This window comes from Chlorobium sp. (assembly GCF_036528655.1).
GTDB lineage: Bacteria > Bacteroidota > Chlorobiia > Chlorobiales > Chlorobiaceae > Chlorobium.
Window position 1 is genome coordinate 42,539 of record NZ_JAIGND010000006.1, and the last position, 23,793, is coordinate 66,331.

Below are 23,793 nucleotides of genomic sequence, written 5' to 3' on the forward strand. Positions count from 1 at the left end.
AAAAATATACGCTATAAACAGCAAACTTACTTCTCCCGCATCAATTTTCCTCATCACTTACAGCCCGTCTCAACTCCTCCTCATCCCCAACAACATCCTGAACCAGATCATCAACAAACCGGTGCCCGCCAGCCATTTGGTTGGCCACGTAATCCACGAACTTCTGATATTGATTCCAGGCTTCCTGCCTTGCAGCATCTTTCTCGTTATCCCCGATCCGGGGCGTATGGGCAAACCAGAGCTGCACGTACACCGCAAAGGCCTCAGCCGTAGCGTTGATGTCTCGTTCAAGCCTGTTGAGGTAACGACCAATCCGATCCAGACGACGAAGCAGCAGCTTCATGTCCTTCGAGTCGTCGAAATACTCCTTCAACGCCGATTCGATGACGCTGCTCTCGGTAGCGTTGACCTTTTTGCAGTAGCCCTTGAACTGCTCGTACAGCTCCGGCGAAAGGTAGGGGTGGATATTCTTGCGTTTCATAGCGGTAAATGACCTCCTTGTGGTGTTCTGCTTAAATCGATGATTCCTGACCGGTTGTTTGTTCTGTCGATTGTTCTGGTGATTTCCGGTTCTTCTACCAAAAGCGTGTTCTCAGGCACAGCACTCTCGACCGAAATTTCCCCGGCAACATCATGCTTTTCTGCTGCGGGTGTTGCGGCATTCTCCCTCATACCGCGCTGACTATTGCTGTGCGCTTGTTGTTGAGCAACATCCAAATCTGTGAGCCATGGATTATGCCTACAATCCTCTGAAAGCAATTCTGATCTTTGAGTCTCCGGATCATCCGGAGTTGGTAGCCATGCTCTCTTCATCAATCGCTCGTCCTGATAGTACATGATCTTTTTCGCCCGGTATGGAGGCAACCCGCCGATCATCACAAGAGCATCGTCTCCAGGCAATTGCAGAATTTCTCCGGGCGTCAGCAACGGTCTCGGTGACTCCTGTTCGCTTTCCATGATATGGCCAAGCCATGGAGAGAGCCGATTACCAGCAAAGTTCATCTGCAACTTTTTCTCCGTCGCCTGACCGAGCAGGTCGGAAATCCTTTTCGCTGTCCTCTCGTCGAGAGCGCCATAGGTGATACGCACATGGGAGTTGTCGAGTATCGAATTGTTCGGCCCATAGGCCATCTCGATCTGGTTCAGGGACTGCGCGATCATGACACATTTGATCCCGTACCCGGCCATGTAGGCAAGCTCTGATTCGAAAAAACCGAGGCGGCCAAGACTCGGAAATTCGTCGAGCATCATGAGCAGACGGTGCCGGTACTGTTTCCTGTCATTGGTGAACGCGATCTTTTCCGTCAACCTTCTGCCGAACTGGTTGAGGATCAACCTCATGAGCGGCTTGGTACGCTCGATGTCGCTCGGCGGGACCACGAGGTACAGGCTGACCGGATTGTCGCTGTTCATCAGGTCGTGAATCGCAAAATCCGAAACGGATGTATTCCGGGCGATGAATGGATCACGGTACAGGCCGAGAAACGACATGGCGGTCGAGACCACACCGGAAAGCTCGTTCTCTGTTTTGTTGAGCATTTCCCGTGCACAGGCTGCAACCACCGGATGAGGACGTTCTTTGAGATGCGGAAAGGTGAGCATGTAATTCAGGGTATCGTACATGCTGCGTTCCGGATCGGAAAGGAAATTCGCCACCCCGCTGAGACTCTTGTCCTTCTCGGCATACAGGACGTGCAGGATTACTCCGACCAATAGGGAGTGACCGGTTTTTTCCCAGTGGTCATGATACTCCTTCGAGCCATCCGGATCGACCAGAATATCGGCCACATTCTGAACGTCCCTGACCTCGTATTCACCCTTTCGGATTTCAAGTAGTGGATTGAAACGGACGGAATCCGGAGCTGTTGGTTCGAAGCGCCAGCAGTGCGAGAACTGACGTCTCCAGCCAGCCGTGGCAGACCACAACTCCTTTTTGATATCGTAGGCGATGACCGAACCGTTCCATGCAAGCATGGTTGGTATCACCAGCCCGACACCTTTGCCGCTCCTCGTCGGTGCGAAACAGAAGATGTGTTCCGGCCCGTTATGGCGCAGGATCATGCTGCCGGCCTTGTCCATTTTCCATTGCACCTCGCCGGTAACTCTGAACACCTCCGTATGGAATGCCGCATCATTGGTTTGAGCGAGAATCACGCCCTGCTCGACGAATATCCCTGCCTGCTCCAGCTCGTCAGCTGTTGCCCATCGTGCAGTGCCGTAGGAACCGGCTACCTTTCGCCGTTTTGCCCTGCGAACAGCAAGGAGAACCATGACAGCGAACATGGCAAAGAAATTGGTGTACGTGATACGGCTCGCCATCTCGAAGGCGGATGGGGTGTATGCCTCGAAATGAAAGGCCCAGAAAAACCATTGCCAGGGTTCGTAGAGAGGATAGCCGTGAAACACGAGAAGCGGGCGGCCAAGCAGCGGCTGATAACCGAGCAGATAGGCCACATACTGCGTCGTCGCCCATGTTCCGAGAAACATGAATGCGATACCGGTCGATATGTGACCGTAAAACACGTTGACTGACCGGGTATTTTTCATGAGCTATCTCCCTTTCTGGATGCCGAATTGACGAACCACCGATGTCGTGCCTTCGACCCTCACCAGCTCAACCTGTTTCGACACGAGCTTCTCGAAATCTTTCCTCCATGGCACCATTGAAAACTCCTTCGATCTGGGATCGGCGATCCGGGCGTACCGTTTCCCGCTCTGGAGCACACCCTCATCGGTCAGGTTGCCCTGCAAACGCTCTCCGTCGCGAAGTTCACGGTACGCTCCTCCGTCGCGTTTGCGGATGGTTTCAGCAAGGTCATTTCGTTCGAGCTGATCGAGCTTTTTTCCTCTTGCGGGATCAAGCGGATCGATGCCAAGTTCCTGCAGAAACAGAGCCCTTCGACGTACTGATTCACCCAGCTCTTTGCCGAACCCATGAGAAGCAAATTCGGGATGATCCGCTTTGTCAGTGAACCGGTCGATCCACGCCCTCCCTCGCAACGTTTCCTGTTCGGGAAGACTCATGGACGATTGCTGCTCGATCTTCCTCCGAACGACAGGATTGGTTGCATCCCGTTCCTGAAGTTTTTCCACGAGATTCGACGGTATTCTCCACGAGCCGTCCGGCGTGTGGCTTGCCAGATCGAACCGTTCAAGACGCTCAAGCCTGCGTTCGTGTGCCTCGACATAGGCTTTCCCCTCAACCTTTCCCCCTGATGACAGCTCGACCAACGGCGAATGCAACTCCTTCAGGTGCTGCCGGGAGTCATACAAACCGCCATGACTTTCGGCAAAACCGGCAATGGAGTGGTCAACCTTTTTCAGCCAGGACTCCTTTTCAGAATTCACTGAAACGATCTGCCCTTTCCGATAGAGATCGGGATCGGCACTCCTGTCGAGATCGACATACCATGAGCTGCCATTCTGGTTCTCGACAATGATGTAATACCGGTCATGCCATTCATCGGCAAGACCGGTTGCAGCGATCCGGCCCTCGACACACTCGCCGTGCTGACGCCGGTCGTATATCCGGTATCGGGACGGATCACCGCCGACAGCCCGATGCATCTCCTCGTAGATTTCGCCCCTTTTCCCTATTGCCTTGAGTTCCTGTTTCCAGTTGTCCTTCAACCTCCACTCCAAAGCACCCCGATTCTCGGCCAGACCAAACGATTCAAGCGTCTGCAAGCGTGCGGACAGCCTGCGCTGCCGGAACAGTGCACCCTGACCGGAAAACGCTTCACCAAGATCGACAGCACCATCGCGTTCGAGGGCAGCTATGTCCCGGTCGAGCAAGGTGAACCTTCCAAGGGAAACCTCTTTTGAAACCTGTCGCTGCTGTTCGATTTCAGAGCGCAAGCCAAGCTCCTTTGTAGCCAGTTCGCTCGCCCGGTTACGCAAACCGTTGGAGATGTAGTCACGGCTGATTCTGAGTTCATTGCCTTCGCCGTCAACACCCCTGACAATGACGTGGATGTGCGGGTTGTCGGTGTTGTAATGGTTCACCGCAGCCCACTCGATCTCACGGCCAAAATCCTCTTCCATCTGCCTGGCCAGCTTGCGGGTATAATCGGTCAGATCAAGCTCATGAGAATTCTCCGGTGAAACGATAAAGCGGAACTGATGTGCCTCCCCATCTTTTTCCATCAGAAAGCTTTCACGATCAAACCGGTCTTCGTCACCATACAGCCGTCCCGCTGATCCGTCCTTTTCGACACCTCCACGCTCGACATACTGGATGTGCAATGCAGCCGCACGCTTTCCTGCCACATGCATCGGCACAATCCGCGCTTTCACCACGACCCTCTGTGAAAACGAGGAGCCGGTTTTCACATGCGCAGGCCCGGCACCCCGGTTCCGATGCCCGCCCTTCAGAGATCGCGGTGCTGACTTTTTCCGGCCTTTTTTTGCCGACAGTTGTTTCAGAAAACCACCTTTCATGGTCGGGGCTTTTTCCGGCCTCGACCTGCCGCTCAGTTTTGGCCGAAAAATCGGCAGCTCATCGGATGAATGCATTGCGTTTTGTCCCTCTGTTTTCTGATCAAACAGGCTGTTAACCGGACGTGAACATGATAACACACCGTGTTAACCCTGTAACCCATTGCTTGACAGAGCCTTGAAAGGCGCTTGTCAACATTGGTTTATCTTGCACTACAATTGTTCACGTCCTCCTCACTCTCCAGACCTCCCCGGATTCGTCACAAGAACCACGTTCAGAACAGCCAAACCGGAACGGCAACACCAATGACGGATCGCTCCGGAATGGGGCCGAAATACCGGGAATCAAAGCTGTTCGACATGCCATCAACCCCGACGAGAAAGCCCGATTTCAACACCCCGTATTCGCAGTATCCCGGCAGGGACAACCCTTGCCTGTCAAGCACCTGAATCCCTCCGAAATCATGTCCAGCGACACGAAAACGGCCATCCTTTGTTGACACAGAATCGCCTTTCAGACCGATCAGCGGTTTCATGAGAAATCCATTTTCATGGAGCCAGTGGCGTTCATTCACGAGCGCTCTGACCGAAGGGGGAACGGCAAACACCACCACGTCACCTCGCTGATACACTTCACGATGTTCGACCAGATAGAACCCATGCGGCATACTGTCGGTATAGTTGTACAGCACCAGAACCTTCGGCTTCATGCAGCTCGCAACGGCAAGAGCGGCAATGCTCAGGCCAACTGCGATAACCGTTCTGATTCGATTGGCTTTCTGCATTTCAGCAGCAGTTGTCGTATGGTTGCTTCCCCCATCCGGGGGTCTGAAAGAATCACCTGCAATCTTGAGAAAAACAGGTCAGGCAAAGCATCGACCGCGATATTCTGCCGCTTTAAAAAACCGATAGTGCGGATAAGCTTTCGAGAAAGCTCTCTTGACCTGGCCATGACAAGCAGCCTCACTGCCGGATAGACTCCCGGCACCTTTTCTGAACCGTTTCCGGCCACCGTCCTGAACAGAAATGCCCGCCTTGTCCGTCCCCGGATGATCTCGTATCCAACGAGATGTCCAGCATCAAAGAGCGCGATTTTTCCAAACTCTCCCTGTACAACAGCCTTGGGCGTTCCGAGAAAAATTCCGCTGAACCAATCGCCTTCGTTCCGAAGCTGAAGTGCGGTTGAACCGCGTTCGCCCTCGATGATTTGCTGATCCTTCATCGGGCGATTCTTGATTTGTGGTGTTTCGAAAAGAAGTCATTTATGGCTTCAGTCATCATCGCCTGAATGGACAATCCTTCGCGTATGCCAATGAGCTTCAGCTGCTGAATGACATCCGGATCGAACCAGACCGTCATCGACTTCTTGCCTTTCCGGCATGGAGAGATATACCGAAGAATCTGAGCCGTATCGACGGTTTCCGGTTGCTGTTTTTTGTGTGACAGATCCTCTGTCTTCAGAACATCTGCAAGGCTGCCTCGCTTGCTCATATCTGCTCCTCCTGAGCGTTGTTTTTAATGCCAAGTTTCAGGCAAATCCACTCGAACAGTTCGGTGATCTCCTCGGCTGCTTTCGAGGCCTGTTCATATTCGGCAACTGACAATCCTATCGTCAGCGAGTGAACAAAAGCCGCCCGGTAACCAAGCATGGCAGGGGCAAGTTCTACGCCGTAGCCGGCAATAACCGCCGAAGCTTCCGATGCCAAGACACCACGAGAAGGGATGCCATTGAGCACCACGACAGCCTCCTTTCTTGCCAGGGCGGCAAGGTCTATCGAGGTCACGATGGCTTTCAGGTCAAGCACCGAAGGCCGGCATGGAATGAGAATCAGATCGCACAGCCTTGCCGATGCAAGTGCCGCCGTTTCCGAATGTGGTGCCGTATCGAGGATCACGAGGTCGGCTCCGTTTTGGTCGGCCTTTTCAAGAATTTCCTGGAGTCTGGACGACTGCGAGGATATGACGACAGGGGATTCCTGACCCCTGATGTCATGCCACGCCTTGGCACTCGACTGGGGATCGAGATCGATGACGGCGCACTGTAACCCCCGGCAAAATGCCATACCGGCAAGGTTGACGGCTATGGTGGTTTTTCCTGCTCCGCCCTTTTGCGAGACCACTGCTATGGTTTTCATGGTGTCCGGGTTGATGGTAACTGCATGGATTTTTCTCTGCTTTTTCGACTCGCGAACTGGACTGCTCAGAGTTTCGAGCCGGGTCTCGTCTTGCGCTTGATAAGCTTGTTGATAACCGACATTTCACGCTCAATATTCGAAGGAATTCTGCTCTGATCGAGCCACTCCTTGAGCTTGTTTTCAGAGAAATAGAGACGCTTGGTCTGCTTCATGTAGGGAATCTTGTTCTGCTGCACCAGACTGTAGATTGTCGGCTTTGCGAGACGGAGATATTCGGCAGCTTCCGAGACCGTCAGCAGCCTGTCCTGAACGGCTGGATGGAGGGCCTTGGTTATTTCCTGTCGAACTACTATTCGGATGGCTCCCATCAAATCGTCGATTGACCTGAGCGGAGGGATTTCTTCTTGCTGCATCGCTGACACCTTTGAAGATTCATGTGAACAACGATGGAAAATCACCAGAAAAACTAACCCCAATCAACCACCAGGGGGGGTAAATGGGGTGCTGTTTCTTTATTGATCTTCGGATGGGAAAATGGCTGGAGAGCGTGTGCGGATCAAACAAGTAAGCGACGTACCCGATTCCTTAACTGAATCATGAATGCCTGCTGCGAACAGTTTGGGTCTTGTATGGGAGCCAGTCGAACCTGCATATCCGACTGCGAGAGGAGGGTTCTCCTTTGGCTTTTGTAAGAATGTCCCAGACAGTATTGGCGTTCATCGGGGCAACGCCTGACTTGGACTGATAGGTAAAAGAATGGCAAATCCAGTTCCGGAGATGTGTCTGGGTTGAGAAAAGCCTTCGATGGTAGTGAAGCCGTCGGAACACTTCGACCAGACGGTTCTGGTTGGCCTTGAAAAACAGCTTTCGTTCGGCTGTACCTCCGCGCAAAAGCTGCATGAGCGGCTCATGATCTTCCCTACTGAAAAAGCGGCCAAGTTCCTGAAAAAGAGCCGACCGCTCTTCGTCGGACAGATGGAGGTTCAAAACCGGACCCGATGACGATGCCTCTGATGTCAGGGAGGTTTCCTGAGATCGGGATAGCCGCCCAGCCTCGATATTGCGCTGGATAAGCGGCTCATATTCCGGATAAAGTTTCAGGATTCTTTCCACGAATTTCGCGGGCGGCAACCCGAACCGGAAACCTATCTCTCTGAACAGAAAACCGAGCGCCCGCTCAAGGGTCACGAACACGCCCTGGCAGGTGTCGTAACCGTCATCGGTATCATTGATGAATTCGGCATTGTACAGTTCTGTAGAACGATGATGGCTGGTTTTCGGCAACCTCATTCTGAAGTACTGGAGCTCGCGGCCCCGATACTGTAACGGGATGAGCCCTTGTTGAACTTTGGCCTGTCGTTGCAACTCCATGGCCTCGGTATCGATCTCCCTCATTCGCTTCAGAATGAAGGAGATCATGCCATACAGCTCATGAGGCAACAGATTGGCGATAAAGGGTGGCTCGCATTCAGGATCGTTGCGATCCTGCTCGCACAACAGAAACAGATCGGAATAATGGATGACATGGTGCCCGATGTATTCCCATGTTCTTCTTACTCCACTGTTTCGCCCCACCATAGATTCAGTTAATCGTTGAAAAATGGCATCATCGCAATCGTACTACGCTTCGTCCTTGGCAGAATCTTAGCGTATCTCATGGTAGTTTTTTTATCCCTGTGTCCCAAAATATCCCCGACAGCATCGAAATGGGCTCCGGCGTTCAGGAGCATCGTGGCACCGGTATGCCTTGCCCAATGCGGTGACAATTCCCTGCAGGCCCAACTGAAATGATTCCTTACCTCAGGCTCGAGCTCATCCGCATACAGTTCGAATGCCCTTTTTGCCCAGGTCTTGAGCATGGCACCATACCATTTTTTGTGGCCGATGTCGAATATGTTGTCTCCGGCAGTGAGCTCACGACCGAGGCGTGTTCTTGCAAGCGCCCTGGCCTGTTCAAGGTAAACCATGCCCTGCTGTGAAATCGGAATTGATTCGATTCTCTGCTTTTTGGACTGGCGGAAATAGACCTCGACCCCTCCCATACCATCCGGACGGATGTTCGACTCCTTCATGCCGGCAAGGTCTCCCGGTCTGACCGGCACGAAGCAGTTGAAAAGAAACGCAGTTTTTCGTCCAGAATGCCGATGCGGAGTCTTGTTCAGAAGCATGACTTCTTCAAGGTAAAGGTATTTGATCTCTCCTTCCTTTTCGGAAATCTGTGGAACAAGTCTGTTGGGATTATCGGTCAGATAACCCTCTTTCTGAGCTTTGGTTATCACCTGACGGATTTTGGTGGAGTATGTCCGGGCGGTATTCTGAGAATAAGCGTTGAGCAGGAATTCCTGGAAGCTTTCGAGCCAGTGATGATCCAGATCGTAAAACGCAAGACCGCGAGGAGCGAACCGGGCAAGGCTCTTGATGGCATTCTGCCAATTTTCAAGGGTTTTTTTGTTCAGTGACTTGGAGGCGATCTGGTTGCAATAGGCAAGAAAATCTCCATCTGCATATTCGGCTGCCTGTGCTTTCAATCCGGAGGTCAACCCCTTCAGTTCAAGCTGACGCTTGGCTAAAATGTCCTGACAAAATCGAATCGCCTGCCGGTAATTAGCCTTGTCTTTTGGATCTGCAACAATATCCAAAGACTCATATGATCGCTTCCTGTTATGATAAATCTCAAGATAGAATGAGTGGCAACCTGGTTGCTGCTTGCCTGTCATAACCCGATGTCTTAAAACAAGTCTCATAATAGCCTCTATGAGGTTTGGGGTAATTTTTCGCGTGGCAATGGCGTAACAAAAACAATATAAAAAAGACGAAATAACGATCAAAAACGATAATTACGAAGTAATACGAGGCGTTTTTAAGGAAAAGAAAAAAGCCCTGTAAGTTATTTACTTACAGGGCTTTAAGAAGTGTGTGGGCGATAGAAGATTCGAACTTCTGACCTCTACAGTGTCAATGTAGCGCTCTAACCAACTGAGCTAATCGCCCATCGTGAAGGGCAGTAAATATACGATTCCGGCTGAAAAAAGCAAACCTCTTCACGATAGTTTGCCTGTTCAGGCGATTTTTTTCTTTTTGCCGTCGCCGGAGTAGTATTCAGGCGCTGCTTTGTTTTCGATGGTGTCCGACGTGATGAGGCATTTCTGTATGCCTTTCATGGAGGGCAGCTCGAACATGATGTCGATCATGACGTTTTCGAGCACGGAACGCAGCGCGCGCGCACCTGTTCCGCGTTCAATGGCAATTTCAACAACTTTGTCGAGCGCGTCTTCGGCGAACTCGAGTTCAACGCCGTCCATTTCGAAGAGCTTTTTGTACTGCTTGACGAGCGCGTTCTTCGGTTCCACGAGAATGTTCCGCAGTGCTTTTTCGTCAAGAGGGTCAAGCGTGGAGATGACCGGCAGCCGGCCTATAAACTCGGGAATAAGACCGTATTCGTGCAGGTCATCCTGCGTTACGAAGCGAAGAATTTCGGGATCGTAACCGGTCTGTTTGTGTTTTACCTTCGAACCGAAGCCCATCGATGATTTCGATACCCTTTTGGCTATGAGCTTGTCGAGTCCTTCGAAAGCGCCGCCGCAGATGAAGAGAATGTTCTTGGTATTGATGTTGATGAGCTGCTGCTCGGGATGTTTGCGTCCGCCTTTGGGAGGAACGCCGACTACCGATCCTTCAAGTATTTTAAGCAGTGCCTGCTGTACGCCTTCACCGGAAACATCGCGGGTGATGGAGACGTTGGCGGATTTACGGGCGATCTTGTCGATTTCATCGACGTAGATGATACCCCGCTCTGCCCGTTCAAGGTTGAAATCGGATGCATGGAGCAGTCGGGCAAGGATGGTTTCGACATCGTCGCCAACGTAGCCGGCTTCGGTCAGCGAGGTTGCGTCGGCGATGGTGAAGGGCACTTCGAGCATATTCGCAAGCGTCTGCGCAAGCAGGGTTTTGCCTGTTCCAGTGGGCCCGATGAGCAGAATGTTGCTTTTTTCGATCACCACCTCGTCGTCTTCATGCGACCACTCCTGTGAATCGATCCGCTTATAATGATTGTAAACCGCAACGGAAAGGGATTTCTTGGCGATGTCCTGCCCGACCACATACTGATCGAGCGACTCCATGATTGCCCTGGGGCTGGCGAGCCTTGGTTGAAAAGGCTTCTCGGCCTGTCGATCGGCAGGCTTGATTGCGCTGATCTCCTTACGAAGAATCTCGAACGATGTTTTGATGCAGCGGTCGCATATGAACGCGCCCGGGCCGGCAACCATGCTGTTCACTTCAAGAGAGCTGCGGCCGCAGAATGAGCAGTAAACGGGTTCATTGCCGTTCCCGCTTTCGGTACGCCTTCTTCCTTTTTCAGGTTCTTTTATTCTGGTCATTGAATAGGTAAATGATAACGCCTTTGCACGTTGTTCTCTCTTGTCAGAATCCCATTTTAGCAAGGCTGTCGAGCAGATGCTGCAAAGCGATGCTCAGCCGGGGATGATCGGCCTCAAAATGCTCGATGGCCTCGCCAAGGCGCCTGGAGATGGGTTCTTGCTCTTCCGGTGTTCCGGAACCGGCTCCGCTAAGAAGATGCTGTATATCATCCCTGAGCTCGGAAAGCACCGTAGCGGTAGTTTCGTCTACGGAATCCACCTGTTCGAGCTCCTGATGGAGCTTCGTTAGCATCTCGTCAAGCTGCTGCTTTTCCATTGGCCGATCTAAAGTTGTTTAGTCATAAAAAACGTACAGGGTATAACACCGCTTTCTGTCGAATCGTTTACGGCAGGCATGTCGTGCCCATAAGAAAGCGATCGCATTCGCGGGCGGCGGCACGGCCTTCGTTGATGGCCCAGACAACGAGGCTCTGGCCGCGACGAGCATCTCCAGCTGCGAATATTCCCGGTTTGTTGGTCCGGCAGCTCGTTTCGTCGGCTTTGATGTTGCCTCGTCCGTCCTGTGTTATCTGCAACTGCTGCAGGAGATTTTCTTCAGGCCCGATAAAACCCATGGCGAGCAGAACGAGCTGAGCTGGAAGAATCTCCTCGGTTCCCGAAACCGGTCTTGGAATGTAGCGGCCTTCGTCAATAACCCATTCGACCTGCGACACTTCGACAGCCTGCAACCGGCCGGAGCCCTGGTCGAGAAACTTCTTGGTCATCATGCAATAACGGCGAGGATCCTCTCCCTGCAGGGCTGCGGCTTCCTCCTGACCGTAGTCCACCTTGAAGACTTTCGGCCACTCCGGCCAAGGGTTATCGGGCTGACGCTCAAGCGCCGGTTTCGGCATGATCTCGAGTTGCATGACGCTTCTGCAACCCTGACGCAGCGAGGTTGCAACGCAGTCGGTACCGGTATCTCCGCCGCCGATGACAATAACATCTTTTTTTTCTGCTGTTATTGCAGGTTCCGTTCCGTCAAGCAGGGCCCTGGTGCTCGAGCGAAGAAAGTCCATGGCGAAATGCACGCCGGAAAAGGCGCGACCTTCGACCGTCAGATCGCGAGGTTTCGTTGCACCGGTACAGAGCACCACCGCATCGAACTCTTCAAGCAGTTTGTCAGCAGGGTAATCCACTCCGACTTCGGTGGAAGGCATGAAGGTTATCCCTTCGGCTTTCATGATGTTGACGCGTCGTTCAACAACGAATGACTTGTCGAGCTTCATGTTGGGAATACCGTACATCATGAGCCCGCCGATGCGGTCGTCGCGCTCGAAAACCGTGACACTGTGGCCGGCTTTGTTGAGCTGGTCGGCACATGCAAGGCCCGCAGGACCGGAACCGATAACGGCGACCCGCTTGCCGGTTCGATGCGCGATGGTTTTCGGTTCCACCCACCCTTCGGCAAAGGCGTGCTCGATGATGGAACACTCGATATTCTTGATGGAAACCGGAGGTTCGACAATACCGAGCACGCAGGATCCTTCACACGGTGCGGGGCAGACCCTTCCCGTAAATTCCGGAAAGTTGTTGGTTTTCATGAGCCGGTCGTAAGCTTCGCGCCAGAACCCATTGTAAATGTAGTCGTTCCACTCAGGAATCAGGTTGTGAATCGGACAGCCGCTGGCCATGCCGCTGAGCATAAAACCGGTATGGCAGTAAGGGGTTCCGCAATCCATACAGCGTGCCCCCTGTTTCTGCAGCTCACTTGCAGCCATCTCTTCATGAAACTCGTTCCAGTCTTTTATCCTCTCCAGAGGCTCCCTGTCTGGAGGGAGGGCTCTCTGGAACTCCATGTAACCTTTAACTTTTCCCATATCTCTCGTTTAATACTTGACCGGCAATATTATCCTGCAGCACCGGTTTAGTTTCCTGATACACGCGAAGGATCGTGAATGTTCTTTTCAAATGCCGCCATAACGGCTTCATCACCCGTCATGCCGGCAAGTTCGACCTCTTTCATGGCTTCCATGGCACGTTTGTAATCGTGCGGCAATACCTTGACGAACCGCTGTTTCACTTCTGACCAGCCGTCGAGAATTGACTCGCCGAGGGAACTGCCGGTAAGCTCGGTATGCTTTTCAATGGCAGACTGCAGAGCTGCAAGTTCCATAGGATCTTCAACCGGGTAGAGGCCGACCATATCGTGGTTGCAGTTGTCGCTGAAAGTTCCGTCCACATCATAGATATAAGCCACACCGCCGGACATGCCTGCCGCGAAGTTCCTCCCGGTACGTCCGAGAACGATTACGGTACCACCGGTCATATATTCGCAGCCGTGGTCGCCGATAGCCTCGACAACTGCCTTGAGACCGCTGTTGCGCACACAGAAGCGCTCCCCTGCCATGCCCCTGATATAGGCTTCGCCGGAAGTCGCTCCGTAGAAACCTACATTACCGATAATGATGTTGTCTTCAGGCACGAACGTCGCTGTTCGCGGTGGATAGACCACGATTTTACCTCCGGACAACCCTTTGCCGACATAATCGTTGGCATCACCTTCGAGTTCCAGCGTCATACCGTTGGGAATGAAAGCGCCGAAACTCTGTCCGGCAGAACCCGTGAATTTCAGATGTATGGTATCGTCGGGAAGACCTTTTGCGCCGTACGCCTTTGTGACTTCGTAGCCGGTAATGGTGCCGACAACCCTGTTCGTGTTGCTGATGGCCAGATTACTGGTGACCTTTTCGCCGCGCCTGATAGCAGGCTCGCATATTGCAAGCAGCGTCCTGAGATCCAGGCTCTCTTCAAGACCGTGATCCTGCTCCATAATGCAGTATTGCGGTGCCTGCTCAGGGAGTTCCGGCTGGTAGAGAATTTTGGAAAGATCGATACCATTGGCTTTCCAGTGGTCGATTGTTTTTTTCATACCGAGCATCTCGGTACGTCCAACCAGTTCGTTGAGCGAGCGGACGCCGAGACGCGCCATGTATTCGCGTACGCCTTCGGCAAGGAAGCGCATGAAGTTCACCACATGTTCCGGCTTGCCCCTGAAGTTCTTGCGAAGCTCGGGATTCTGCGTCGCAACGCCGACTGCACAGGAATCGTTCTGACAGCAGCGGAGCATGATGCATCCCATCACCACGAGCGTGGTAGTTGCAAAACCGAACTCTTCGGCGCCAAGCATGGCGGCAATAACGATGTCGCGCGCGGTCTTGAGCTGTCCGTCCGCTTCAACGGTAATTCTGCTGCGCAGGTTGTTGAGCACGAGAGTCTGATGCGCTTCGGCAAGGCCGAGTTCCCACGGCATGCCTGCATGCATGATGCTCGATATTGGCGAGGCACCCGTTCCGCCGTCATGGCCGCTTATCAGCACCACGTCGGCATGCGCTTTTGCCACACCGGCAGCGATAGTGCCGACACCGACCGTGGAAACGAGTTTCACGTTTATGCGAGCTTCCCTGTTGGCATTCTTCAGGTCGTGAATGAGCTGTGCGAGATCCTCGATTGAGTAAATATCGTGGTGTGGCGGCGGCGAAATAAGACCAACACCGGGAGTCGAGTGGCGTGTTCTTGCCACCCAGGGATAAACTTTCGAACCGGGAAGCTGCCCACCCTCGCCGGGCTTTGCGCCCTGGGCCATTTTGATCTGTATCTCGCTGGCGTTTGCCAGGTATTCGCTGGTGACACCGAAACGGCCTGATGCCACCTGCTTGATTGCGGACATCCTCGAATCGCCGTTTGCATCCGGAACGAAACGGGCAGGATCTTCACCGCCCTCTCCGGTATTGCTCCTGCCGCCGATGCGGTTCATCGCTATGGCCAGCGTCTCGTGTGCTTCCTGGCTGATCGAGCCATAGGACATGGCTCCGGTCTTGAATCGTTTGAGAATGCTCTCGACCGGCTCGACCTCGTCAAGAGGTACCGGGTTATGGGAAAACCTGATATCCATCAGACCTCGAATGGTGCAGAGATGCTGGCTCTGGTCGTCTATCAGGTTTTCATATTTCCTGAACAGCTCGTAGTTACCGGTTCTGCAGGAATGCTGCAGAAAGTGGATGGCTTCGGGACTGAAAAGATGGAATTCGCCGCTATGGCGCCATTTGCGTTCTCCACCGGCGTCGAGGCCTCGATCCACCTTGTTGCCCGAAGGAGGAAAAACCGATGCGTGCCGCCTTCGCGCCTCTTCTGCAACGGCATCGAGACCGATGCCCTCGATCCTGGTCGGCGTACGGGTGAAATATGCGTCGACAAGCTGGCTGTTCAGACCTACAGCTTCGAATATCTGCGAACCGCGGTAGCTCTGGATGGTGGAAATTCCCATCTTGGCCATGGTTTTCACCACTCCCTTGACAGCAGCCTTGATATAGTTTTTGACCGCGGTTTTTTCATCCATCTCAAGCTGCCCGGAACCGATAAGGGCTCGGATGGTTTCGAATGCCATGTAGGGGTTGACCGCTCCGGCGCCGTACCCGATAAGCATGGCAAAATGGTGTACCGTTCTTGGTTCTGCGGACTCGAGCACAAGCCCGACCTTCGTACGCAGTCCCGCATTGATAAGGAAGTTGTGCAGGCCCGAAACCGCAAGCAGCGCCGGAATCGGAGCGCGGTCTTTTTCAATTTCTCCCTTGTCGGAAAGAATGATGATGTTCACCCCTTTTGCGGCAGCCTGCTCCGACTGGCGATAGAGATCCTGCATGGCGCGTTCGATGCCTTTGCCGTCATGTTCGACGTCGTAGAAAATCGGCAGCGTCACGGCCCTGAAGCCCGGCTTGTCGATGCCGCGGATCTTTTCGAGATCGGGGTTCGACATTACCGGATACGGCAGCCGGAGCCTGCGGCAGTTCAGCTCTTCGGAATCGAGGAGATTGCCTTCGGTACCAAGCATGACCGTGGTCGAAGTGATTATCTCCTCCCTGAGGGAATCGATCGGCGGATTGGTGACCTGGGCGAAAAGCTGCTTGAAATAATCGTAAAGCAGCTTCGGCTTGTTGGAAAGCACTGCAAGCGGCGTATCGTTGCCCATCGAGCCTACAAGTTCCACTCCGTTGCGGGCCATAGGCATGATCTGCAGCGAGATATCTTCCTGGGTATAGCCGAAAACCTTCTGGCGCGCCGTCAGGCTGTACTTGTCCTCGTCCGGATTCTTCATGAGTGGATGGTCCGGCAGCGTCTCCAGGTCGATCATATTGCGGCCGATCCACTCGGCATAGGGCTCTGCCGATGCGATGGTGCGCTTGATCTCCTCGTCGGAGATAATGCGTCCCTCGGCTGTATCGACAAGAAACATGCGGCCAGGCTGGAGGCGATCCTTGCGGAGAATCCGCTCAGGCTCTATGTCAAGAACGCCGACTTCCGAAGCCATGATGACGAGGTCATCCCTGGTAATATAGTAGCGCGACGGACGAAGACCGTTCCGGTCGAGCACGGCACCTATCTGCGTGCCGTCTGTAAAGGCGACCGAAGCAGGACCGTCCCAGGGCTCCATCAGGCAGCTGTGGTATTCGTAGAACGATTTTTTCACAGGATCCATGGCCTTGTTCCCGGCCCAGGGCTCGGGAATGATCATCATCGCCGCATGAGCAAGCGAGCGGCCCGAAAGCACGAGAAACTCGAACACGTTGTCGAGAATACCCGAATCGCTGCCGTCCTCGAGAATAACAGGTTTGATATCCTCGATAGCATCGCCGAATATCTTTGAGGCAATGTTCTTCTCCCTTGCCTTCATCCAGTTGACGTTGCCTCGCAGCGTGTTGATCTCGCCGTTATGACTGAGAAAGCGGTAAGGATGGGCGCGATCCCAGCTCGGGAAGGTATTGGTGCTGAAACGCGAATGCACCATGGCAATGGCGCTCTCCATATCGGGATCGTAGAGTTCAGGATAGAACTCGCCGACCTGCTCGGGAAGCAGCATCCCTTTATAGACAATTGTCCTGCATGAAAGACTCGAGAAGTAGAAATAGCTGCTGCCAAGAATGCCTGCCGTGTATTTCACTCTTTTGGTGATCCTTCGGCGAATGATGTAGAGCTTTCGCTCGAATTCGAGTTCCGAGGCAACGTCCCTGCCTCTTCCCACGAAAAGCTGCTTGACCACAGGCTCTTCCGATCTGGCTGTTTCGCCGAGCGTGGAGTTGTCTGTCGGAACCTTCCTGAAACCGAGAAATTTCTGCCCCTCGGCCTGGATCATCTGACGGCAGATATCCTCTATGGCACGACGCTGGGATATATCGGGAGGAAGAAACACCATGCCGACGCCATAGTGCTTCTCCTCGGGAAGTTCGATATTGCGTTCGGCACAGACCCGGCGAAGAAATTTGTCGGGAACCTGCAGGAGAATGCCCGCACCGTCGCCGGTATTTTTTTCGCAGCCGCAGGCGCCGCGATGCTTCAGATTCTCGTTGATCTGAAGCCCCTGTTCAACAATGGCATGTGAGCGGACCCCTTTGATGTGAGCCACGAAACCCACACCGCAGGCATCATGTTCGAACTGAGAATCGTACAGCCCCGATGTAAACTTGTCATTCATATTTTCAGGCACAACTCGTCTATAAAATTTCAAAAAAAGGGCATCTGCTGAATCGACGTGCAGAATATAAGGTTTTTTTCAATAATACATTTCCAAAACCCCCTCTACACCATCTGTTACACCTTACGCTTTCGCCTGCCCGGCGACAGCCTGCACCGCCTTCTGTATGGCCTCCTGATCGCCGAGATAGTAGCTCTTCAGCGGCTTCAGGTCGTCGTCAAGTTCGTATACAAGAGGGATGCCGGTCGGAATGTTAAGACCGACAATATCCTCTTCGGAGATGTTGTCGAGATACATGACGAGAGCCCGAAGAGAATTGCCATGGGCGACGATAAGCACCCGTTTGCCTTTGCGGATTTCCGGAGCGATGGTCTCGTGCCAGATCGGCAGAAACCGCGCGACCGTATCTTTCAGGCACTCGGAAAGCGGCATTTCGTCTTCGGTAAGCCCGGCATACCGTGGATCGCTTCCGGGATAACGTTCATCCGTTTTTTCAAGAGCCGGCGGAGGGGTATCGTAGCTTCTTCTCCAGACAAGCACCTGTTCCTCGCCATACTTGCGGGAGGTCTCGGACTTGTTCAGTCCCTGCAGCGCGCCGTAATGCCGTTCATTCAGCCTCCAGCTTTTGAAAACGGGGAGCCACATCAGGTCCATTGCATCGAGAGCGTTCCATAGCGTTCTGATGGCCCTCTTGAGAACAGAGGTATAAGCCATATCGAATGTCAGGCCAGCATCTTTCATGGTAACGCCTGCGGCAGATGCTTCGCGCCTGCCGTTATCCGTCAGGTCGATATCATGCCATCCGGTAAAACGGTTTTCCAGGTTCCACTGGCTCTCTCCATGGCGCAGCAAGACAAGTTTTATCATAACGGCTCCCTTTATATTTAAGGATAAGTTGCTTCGTGCAGAAAAAGCTCTCCGCATTCATTCCATTTTCAATCGAGTCGTGTAATTTACTATTCTCAGTCACTTTTCTCAAACAGCATAACATGTCCCCCGGATTTTATCGGCAGCGAGCGCGAGATCTGCAGGAGCAGGGAGCATCACGTATCAATCGCTTGATACTCGATCATCCGGATACAGATGAAAAAACATCGGCAACATGCAGAAAGGATTCCATCTTCCGGGTCGCACCACGACCAATAAATAAAGCTTCGCTGTAGATTAATAGCATGAAATATTCTATCTTATATAATTTTTGGCAGCAGGAGGACAGAGCTGCCGATACAGAACACAGAAGAAGCCAGCCGGCATCCGGATCCACCGGAAGCCGTGAATTGCTATTTACACCGGAAGAATACAGACAATGATCGTAGACAATTTCAGGTTACAGTTAGGCGGCAGAGAGTTCGTTCCTATCATTATCGGAGGTATGGGCGTCAACATATCAACCACCCAACTCGCCCTTGCGGCGGAGCGGCTTGGCGGCATAGGCCATATTTCGGATGCCGAAGTCGGTTACGTCTGCGATCAGATTTTCAGTACGACCTATACAACGAGGAAAAGAAAGAAGTACGCCAGCTATAGAAACAACCCTGATAAATCAGCGGTGCTGTTCGATCTCGAAGAGATTGCCGAAGCTCAGAAAAAGTACATTGCATACACGGTTTCACAGAAAACCGGCAAAGGCGCGGTCTTTCTCAACTGCATGGAGAAACTCACCATGAACAACGCGTCGGAAACGCTGAAGGTGCGGCTTGCATCGGCAATGGATGCCGGAATAGACGGACTCACACTTGCCGCCGGCCTGAACCTTCGTACGCTCGACCTCATTCAGGATCACCCTCGGTTCAGAGATGTAAAAATCGGCATCATCATATCATCGGTAAGGGCGCTCGCCATATTTCTCAAACGCGCCGTCCGCCTGAACCGGTTGCCGGACTACATCATAGTCGAAGGCCCGCTCGCCGGCGGACATCTTGGGTTCGGACCGCTCGACTGGCACACTTTCGACCTCAAAACCATCGTTACCGAGGTGCTCGACTTCCTGAAAAAGGAGGATCTCCGGATTCCGGTCATACCTGCAGGCGGCATCTTCACCGGTACCGATGCGGCCGACTATCTGGCCATGGGCGCTTCGGCAGTTCAGGTTGCAACACGCTTCACCATTTCAAAGGAAGCCGGACTGCCCGCAGCGGTCAAGCAGGAATACATCAGGGCGGAGGAGAAGGATATCGTTGTAAACATGGCTTCCACCACAGGCTACCCCATGCGCATGCTGGTCAACTCACCGACGCTCTCATACACCATCAAGCCGAACTGCGAGGGTCTCGGCTACCTGCTTGAGAACGGCGGAAAATGCACCTATATCGATGCGTACTACAAAGCCATGGCGGAGAGAATGCCCGGCGAAAAAATGACCCCGACCGAAAAAACCTGCCTCTGCACGGGGATGGCGCGCTACGACTGCTGGACCTGCGGACACATGACCTACAGGCTCAAAGACACGACAAACCGGCTTGCCGACGGTTCATGGCAGCTTCCTTCGGCAGAAGATATCTTCCTCGACTACCAGTTCAGCAAGGATCAGGAGATCCGGCTTCCTGAACGTGAAGAAAACGCATAAACGGTTTTTTTCGTTACATTACCACAAAGAAGCACCTGAATAAGTTCCGTTAATCCACGATCATCAGGCTTCCGGCATGAAACGAAAAACTACCGTTCTCCTTGGTTCAGCACTTGCGGCGTTTCTGCTTCTTGCAGGCGTGTTCACCATAAACCAGCTTGCCGCATTCAGCGAACTGCTAAGCCGCATTCACCCTTACGCGGGATACGGGTTTCTTGTCATCGCCTCAGCAATCATCATATTCACCCTGCTATCGGTCATCCGCTTTTTCAGAATGCCAAAACGCCCGCGGCTGCCATTGAATGAAACCGCCAAAGATTTCCCGTTTTACGTGGACTATCTCTGCATGACGCTTTCCGCTCACCCCCTGCATAACGAACCGTTACGCAAGGAGAAGGATCTTCGCTGGCTTCGCGCAAATCTCAAACTGCTCGAAGTCGATTCGCTCAATATGATAAAACAGATCGCGACCAAAAATTTTTTTGTGGGCGCCTTTGCGCAGAACACTTCCTACGGCACGACAACGTCACTTAAAAACATACTCAAGGCGGTGTGGAACACCTACGCCATCCATCACCGAAACCATCACGCGATGGAGTTCGCAGCCCTTGTACGTTCGGTTTACGCATGCCTGCCGCTCTCCGACTTCAAAAAGGACGACATACCGGCACACATCAAGCCGATCATCCAGTCCTCATTCAGCAACACGCTCTCGTCGCTTCTGCCCGGCGGCAACCTGCTCACACCCTTTTTCATGAATCTTTTTCTCGCCGGAGCCACCAACACCTACCTCACCTGTCTGTCCGGTATCATAGCTATCCGGCACTGCCAGGCTGTATCCGAAGACGATCACAGGGAAATCGTTCAGCAAAGCATGTTCGAAGCCTCCTTCATGCTGAAGGAAATCGTTCGGGAATGCAACCCGATACTCTCGGTTACCATCAGCAACGCCGTCAAAAAAGCCGGCATAGAAAGCCTCGACACCGTGCAGCCCCCTTCGGTAGGAAGCAACATCGCCCAGGACATTGTCTCACATCTTGCAACATCCCTCAAAAGCATCATTCGTGAAAACATTTCGGTGGAGACAGGGGAAAGGAGATAGGAGACGGGAGACGGGAAAGAAGATGGATTGGGGTTATACGCCGCAAGTGGCTGCGACCGGTTAAAGCGACAGTGTCATATTTTTGCCCCGGCAGGCATGCCGACTTTGTTATCGCTGCTTAAGATAAAAAGCTGATCAGCCTCCTGCATTTTCCTCGATTCTGACCATCACAAATGTTTTTCGACCCCACCACAACCAGAGTTTCAGGATATCGGGATCGGCTCCGTTGATTTCGGCTATCTCCTGGCAACTCAGTCCGAACATGTCTGCGAACAGAACTGCCAGCTTGATATCTTCATAGTAATATCCCGAAGAGTCGTCCTGCAGATCTTTCGATCCACCGCATCCTGCCGCAAGAAAACACGAGAAAAGATCAATGCAGAAATTACTGAAATAGTATGCCCTGAACCGCTTGAACAGCTCGTGTACGGTGGTATATGCCCCTGCATCGCGGTAAGTGAGCAGAACAAGTTCCCTGGCAAGAATCTTCGAGCCTGTCATCCGGAACGCGAGATGATATATCTTGTCCTGCAATTCTAATACGGTTCTGCATGGCTCGTCCATATAACCTCCTCATTTCATGCGGTTATAAACGACAGCTACGTAAATTAATCGAGAATTCCGTGAAGGGATTAACGTATTGGGGATATTAATTTCACGGTAAAAGTCAATGTACCTTTTTTTTTAAAACCAACCTAATTTCTCTCCCTGTCAGGCAGTTACGGTTAACGAAGCTGGCGGAAAAAATCCTGAAGCAGTTCACGGCATCTGGCCTCCATGATGCCGCCTATCACTTCCGGCTGGTGGTTCAGCTCCCTGCAACCGGTAATGTTGAGCACTGTACCCGACGCACCCATCTTCGGGTCGTATGCGCCAAAGATTACCCGACCGACTTTGGCGTTCACTATGGCTCCCGCGCACATGGGACAGGGCTCCATGGTGACGGCAAGCGTGCAGTCGTTAAGGTATTTGCTGTCGAGCGTAGCCATAGCGGAGGTGAGCGCTATCATTTCGGCGTGCGCCGTGGCATCCATCAGCGCCTCGACCTGATTATACCCTTTTCCGGCTATGTTGCCATTGCTGTCGAATACAACCGCTCCAACAGGCACCTCTTTTTTTTCATACGCTTTCATCGCCTCCCTGAGAGCCTGCTCCATATAAAAGTTCAAATTGTGCATACATCGCGGGTTAAAGCTTTAGTAAACAGGTAAAATTTGCTATAATGTGGTTTTCCTTTCCTGATTTTTCCGGCTTTTCGGCCGGACGATATCAATCATCCATCATACAGCTGAGGTAATATGAACATTCATGAATATCAAGGCAAAGATATCCTGAGAAAATTCGGAGTCAGCGTGCCGAAAGGAATCGTTGCTTTTTCGCCGGAAGAGGCCAAACAGGCGGCCATTCAGCTTTTCGAAGAGCAAAGCAGCCCTGTGGTTGTGGTCAAGGCCCAGATCCACGCGGGAGGACGGGGCAAGGCCGGCGGGGTGAAACTCGCCAGGACTCCGGACGAAGCTTTCGAGATTGCGAGCCAGATGATAGGAACCACGCTCGTCACCCATCAGACAGGCCCCGAAGGCAAGGAGGTCCGCAGGCTGCTGGTTGAAGAGGGCATGAACATCGACAGGGAATTTTATGTCGGCATCACGCTCGACCGTTCGACGTCACAGAACGTGCTGATGATATCCACCGAGGGCGGCATGGAAATCGAAAAAGTAGCAGAAGAGACCCCGGAAAAGCTGTTGAAGCTGCAGGTAGATCCCCTTTTCGGCCTTCAGGGTTTTCAGGCACGTGAAGCGGCGTTTTTCCTTGGTCTCGAGGGAGAACAGTTCAGAAACGCCGTTTCGTTCGTCACCGCGCTCTACAATGCTTATATGGCCATCGATGCGTCGCTTGCCGAAATCAACCCTCTGGTTGTGACAAAAGAGGGGCGCGTACTGGCTCTCGATGCAAAAATCAATTTCGACGACAACGCGCTGTTCCGCCATAAAGAGTTTCTCGAATTACGCGACATCAGCGAAGAGGATCCGTTCGAAGTGGAGGCGTCGAAATCCAATCTCAACTACGTGCGCCTGGACGGCAACGTTGGCTGCATGGTTAATGGAGCCGGGCTGGCCATGGGGACCATGGACATGATCCAGCTCGCAGGCGGAAGACCCGCCAATTTCCTCGACGTTGGAGGGGGAGCAAGTCCTCAGACCGTTGAAGAGGGGTTCAAGATCATCCTGAGCGACAAGAATGTGCGAGCCATCCTCGTCAATATTTTCGGAGGCATCGTGCGTTGCGACCGCGTTGCCGGAGGCATTATCGAGGCAGCAAAAAAAATCGACCTGAGCCTGCCGGTTATCGTGCGTCTTGAGGGCACAAATGCCGAAATCGCACAGAAGATGCTCGACGAGTCGGGCCTGAACCTGATTGCCGCAACCGGCCTGCACGATGCCGCAGCAAAAGTGAACAAGGCTCTCGCATCGTAGGAACTCAATAAGAATAAAGATCGCTTCCGTTTAAACCCTGCATGAACAATCATGCAGGGTTTTTTTTATCTCGGAAAAAGCAAATAAAAACAGCGAAGAGCCCTACTCACGCTCTTCGCTGTCTAATCGGCGACCGCCCGTTCAACCTTTGCCTTCCTCTCTTTTATCGGTTCGTCTTCATAGTCACAACAA

The 23,793-nt window shown here is 52.7% G+C and carries 20 protein-coding genes and 1 tRNA gene; 3 read left to right on the forward strand and 18 right to left on the reverse strand.

The window, feature by feature from the left end; translation table 11 throughout:
* Positions 1-40 precede the first annotated feature (40 nt).
* From K4305_RS02215 to gpmA, 16 genes are all read right to left on the reverse strand, one after another.
* Positions 41-481 (reverse strand): hypothetical protein, encoded by a 441-nt coding sequence (locus tag K4305_RS02215; protein ID WP_331560706.1) that lies wholly within the window; start codon positions 479-481, stop codon positions 41-43.
* Entirely contained in the window at positions 478-2,547 is a 2,070-nt protein-coding gene (gene traG / locus K4305_RS02220; protein ID WP_331560707.1) for an IncP-type conjugal transfer protein TraG, read from the reverse strand. The genes K4305_RS02215 and traG overlap by 4 nt, the downstream gene beginning before the upstream one ends.
* A gap of 3 nt (positions 2,548-2,550) precedes the next feature.
* On the reverse strand, positions 2,551-4,515 hold the full coding sequence (locus K4305_RS02225) for a DUF3363 domain-containing protein (protein WP_331560708.1): 1,965 nt from the start codon (positions 4,513-4,515) through the stop codon (positions 2,551-2,553).
* Between the two features lie 197 nt (positions 4,516-4,712).
* The gene (locus K4305_RS02230; protein ID WP_331560709.1) at positions 4,713-5,222 is read right to left on the reverse strand and encodes a S26 family signal peptidase; all 510 of its coding nucleotides are present in this window, start codon (positions 5,220-5,222) and stop codon (positions 4,713-4,715) included.
* Positions 5,177-5,659: a hypothetical protein gene (locus K4305_RS02235; protein ID WP_331560710.1), complete on the reverse strand. Its 483-nt coding sequence runs from the start codon at positions 5,657-5,659 to the stop codon at positions 5,177-5,179. Before K4305_RS02235 ends, K4305_RS02230 begins: the two co-directional genes overlap by 46 nt.
* On the reverse strand, positions 5,656-5,928 hold the full coding sequence (locus K4305_RS02240) for a ribbon-helix-helix domain-containing protein (protein ID WP_331560711.1): 273 nt from the start codon (positions 5,926-5,928) through the stop codon (positions 5,656-5,658). Before K4305_RS02240 ends, K4305_RS02235 begins: the two co-directional genes overlap by 4 nt.
* Positions 5,925-6,572, reverse strand: coding sequence for an AAA family ATPase (locus K4305_RS02245; protein ID WP_331560712.1), 648 nt, complete (start codon positions 6,570-6,572; stop codon positions 5,925-5,927). The genes K4305_RS02240 and K4305_RS02245 overlap by 4 nt, the downstream gene beginning before the upstream one ends.
* Before the next feature lie 65 nt (positions 6,573-6,637).
* On the reverse strand, positions 6,638-6,985 hold the full coding sequence (locus tag K4305_RS02250) for a helix-turn-helix domain-containing protein (protein ID WP_331560713.1): 348 nt from the start codon (positions 6,983-6,985) through the stop codon (positions 6,638-6,640).
* 181 nt (positions 6,986-7,166) lie between these two features.
* The gene (locus K4305_RS02255) at positions 7,167-8,150 is read right to left on the reverse strand and encodes a hypothetical protein (RefSeq protein ID WP_331560714.1); all 984 of its coding nucleotides are present in this window, start codon (positions 8,148-8,150) and stop codon (positions 7,167-7,169) included.
* Between the two features lie 8 nt (positions 8,151-8,158).
* Positions 8,159-9,211: a tyrosine-type recombinase/integrase gene (locus K4305_RS02260; RefSeq protein WP_331560715.1), complete on the reverse strand. Its 1,053-nt coding sequence runs from the start codon at positions 9,209-9,211 to the stop codon at positions 8,159-8,161.
* 278 nt (positions 9,212-9,489) lie between these two features.
* Positions 9,490-9,563, reverse strand: a tRNA-Val gene (locus K4305_RS02265).
* A gap of 68 nt (positions 9,564-9,631) precedes the next feature.
* Entirely contained in the window at positions 9,632-10,951 is a 1,320-nt protein-coding gene (gene clpX, locus K4305_RS02270) for an ATP-dependent Clp protease ATP-binding subunit ClpX (protein ID WP_331560716.1), read from the reverse strand.
* Positions 10,952-10,994: 43 nt separating this feature from the next.
* Complete coding sequence (locus K4305_RS02275; protein ID WP_331560717.1) at positions 10,995-11,267, reverse strand: DUF4404 family protein; 273 nt, start codon at positions 11,265-11,267, stop codon at positions 10,995-10,997.
* Between the two features lie 67 nt (positions 11,268-11,334).
* A complete protein-coding gene (locus K4305_RS02280; protein ID WP_331560718.1) occupies positions 11,335-12,810 on the reverse strand; it encodes a glutamate synthase subunit beta in 1,476 nt (491 codons plus the stop codon).
* Positions 12,811-12,857: 47 nt separating this feature from the next.
* Positions 12,858-17,459, reverse strand: a complete 4,602-nt coding sequence (gene gltB, locus K4305_RS02285) for a glutamate synthase large subunit (protein WP_331560719.1) — start codon at positions 17,457-17,459, stop codon at positions 12,858-12,860.
* Between the two features lie 123 nt (positions 17,460-17,582).
* Positions 17,583-18,326, reverse strand: coding sequence for a 2,3-diphosphoglycerate-dependent phosphoglycerate mutase (gpmA, locus tag K4305_RS02290; RefSeq protein WP_331560720.1), 744 nt, complete (start codon positions 18,324-18,326; stop codon positions 17,583-17,585).
* 439 nt (positions 18,327-18,765) lie between these two features.
* Between gpmA and K4305_RS02295 the strand changes: the two genes are divergently transcribed.
* Together K4305_RS02295 and K4305_RS02300 are read left to right on the forward strand one after the other, a co-directional pair.
* Entirely contained in the window at positions 18,766-20,025 is a 1,260-nt protein-coding gene (locus tag K4305_RS02295) for a nitronate monooxygenase (protein ID WP_331560721.1), read from the forward strand.
* A 76-nt stretch (positions 20,026-20,101) separates the two neighbouring features.
* Entirely contained in the window at positions 20,102-21,127 is a 1,026-nt protein-coding gene (locus K4305_RS02300) for a hypothetical protein (RefSeq protein WP_331560722.1), read from the forward strand.
* 135 nt (positions 21,128-21,262) lie between these two features.
* On the opposite strand, the gene K4305_RS02305 is transcribed toward K4305_RS02300, so the two are convergent.
* On the reverse strand, positions 21,263-21,661 hold the full coding sequence (locus K4305_RS02305; RefSeq protein WP_331560723.1) for a hypothetical protein: 399 nt from the start codon (positions 21,659-21,661) through the stop codon (positions 21,263-21,265).
* A 191-nt stretch (positions 21,662-21,852) separates the two neighbouring features.
* Positions 21,853-22,305, reverse strand: a complete 453-nt coding sequence (locus K4305_RS02310; RefSeq protein ID WP_331560724.1) for a nucleoside deaminase — start codon at positions 22,303-22,305, stop codon at positions 21,853-21,855.
* A 120-nt stretch (positions 22,306-22,425) separates the two neighbouring features.
* On the opposite strand from K4305_RS02310, the gene sucC reads away from it, so the two are divergent.
* Entirely contained in the window at positions 22,426-23,601 is a 1,176-nt protein-coding gene (sucC, locus tag K4305_RS02315) for an ADP-forming succinate--CoA ligase subunit beta (RefSeq protein WP_331560725.1), read from the forward strand.
* Positions 23,602-23,793 lie beyond the last annotated feature (192 nt).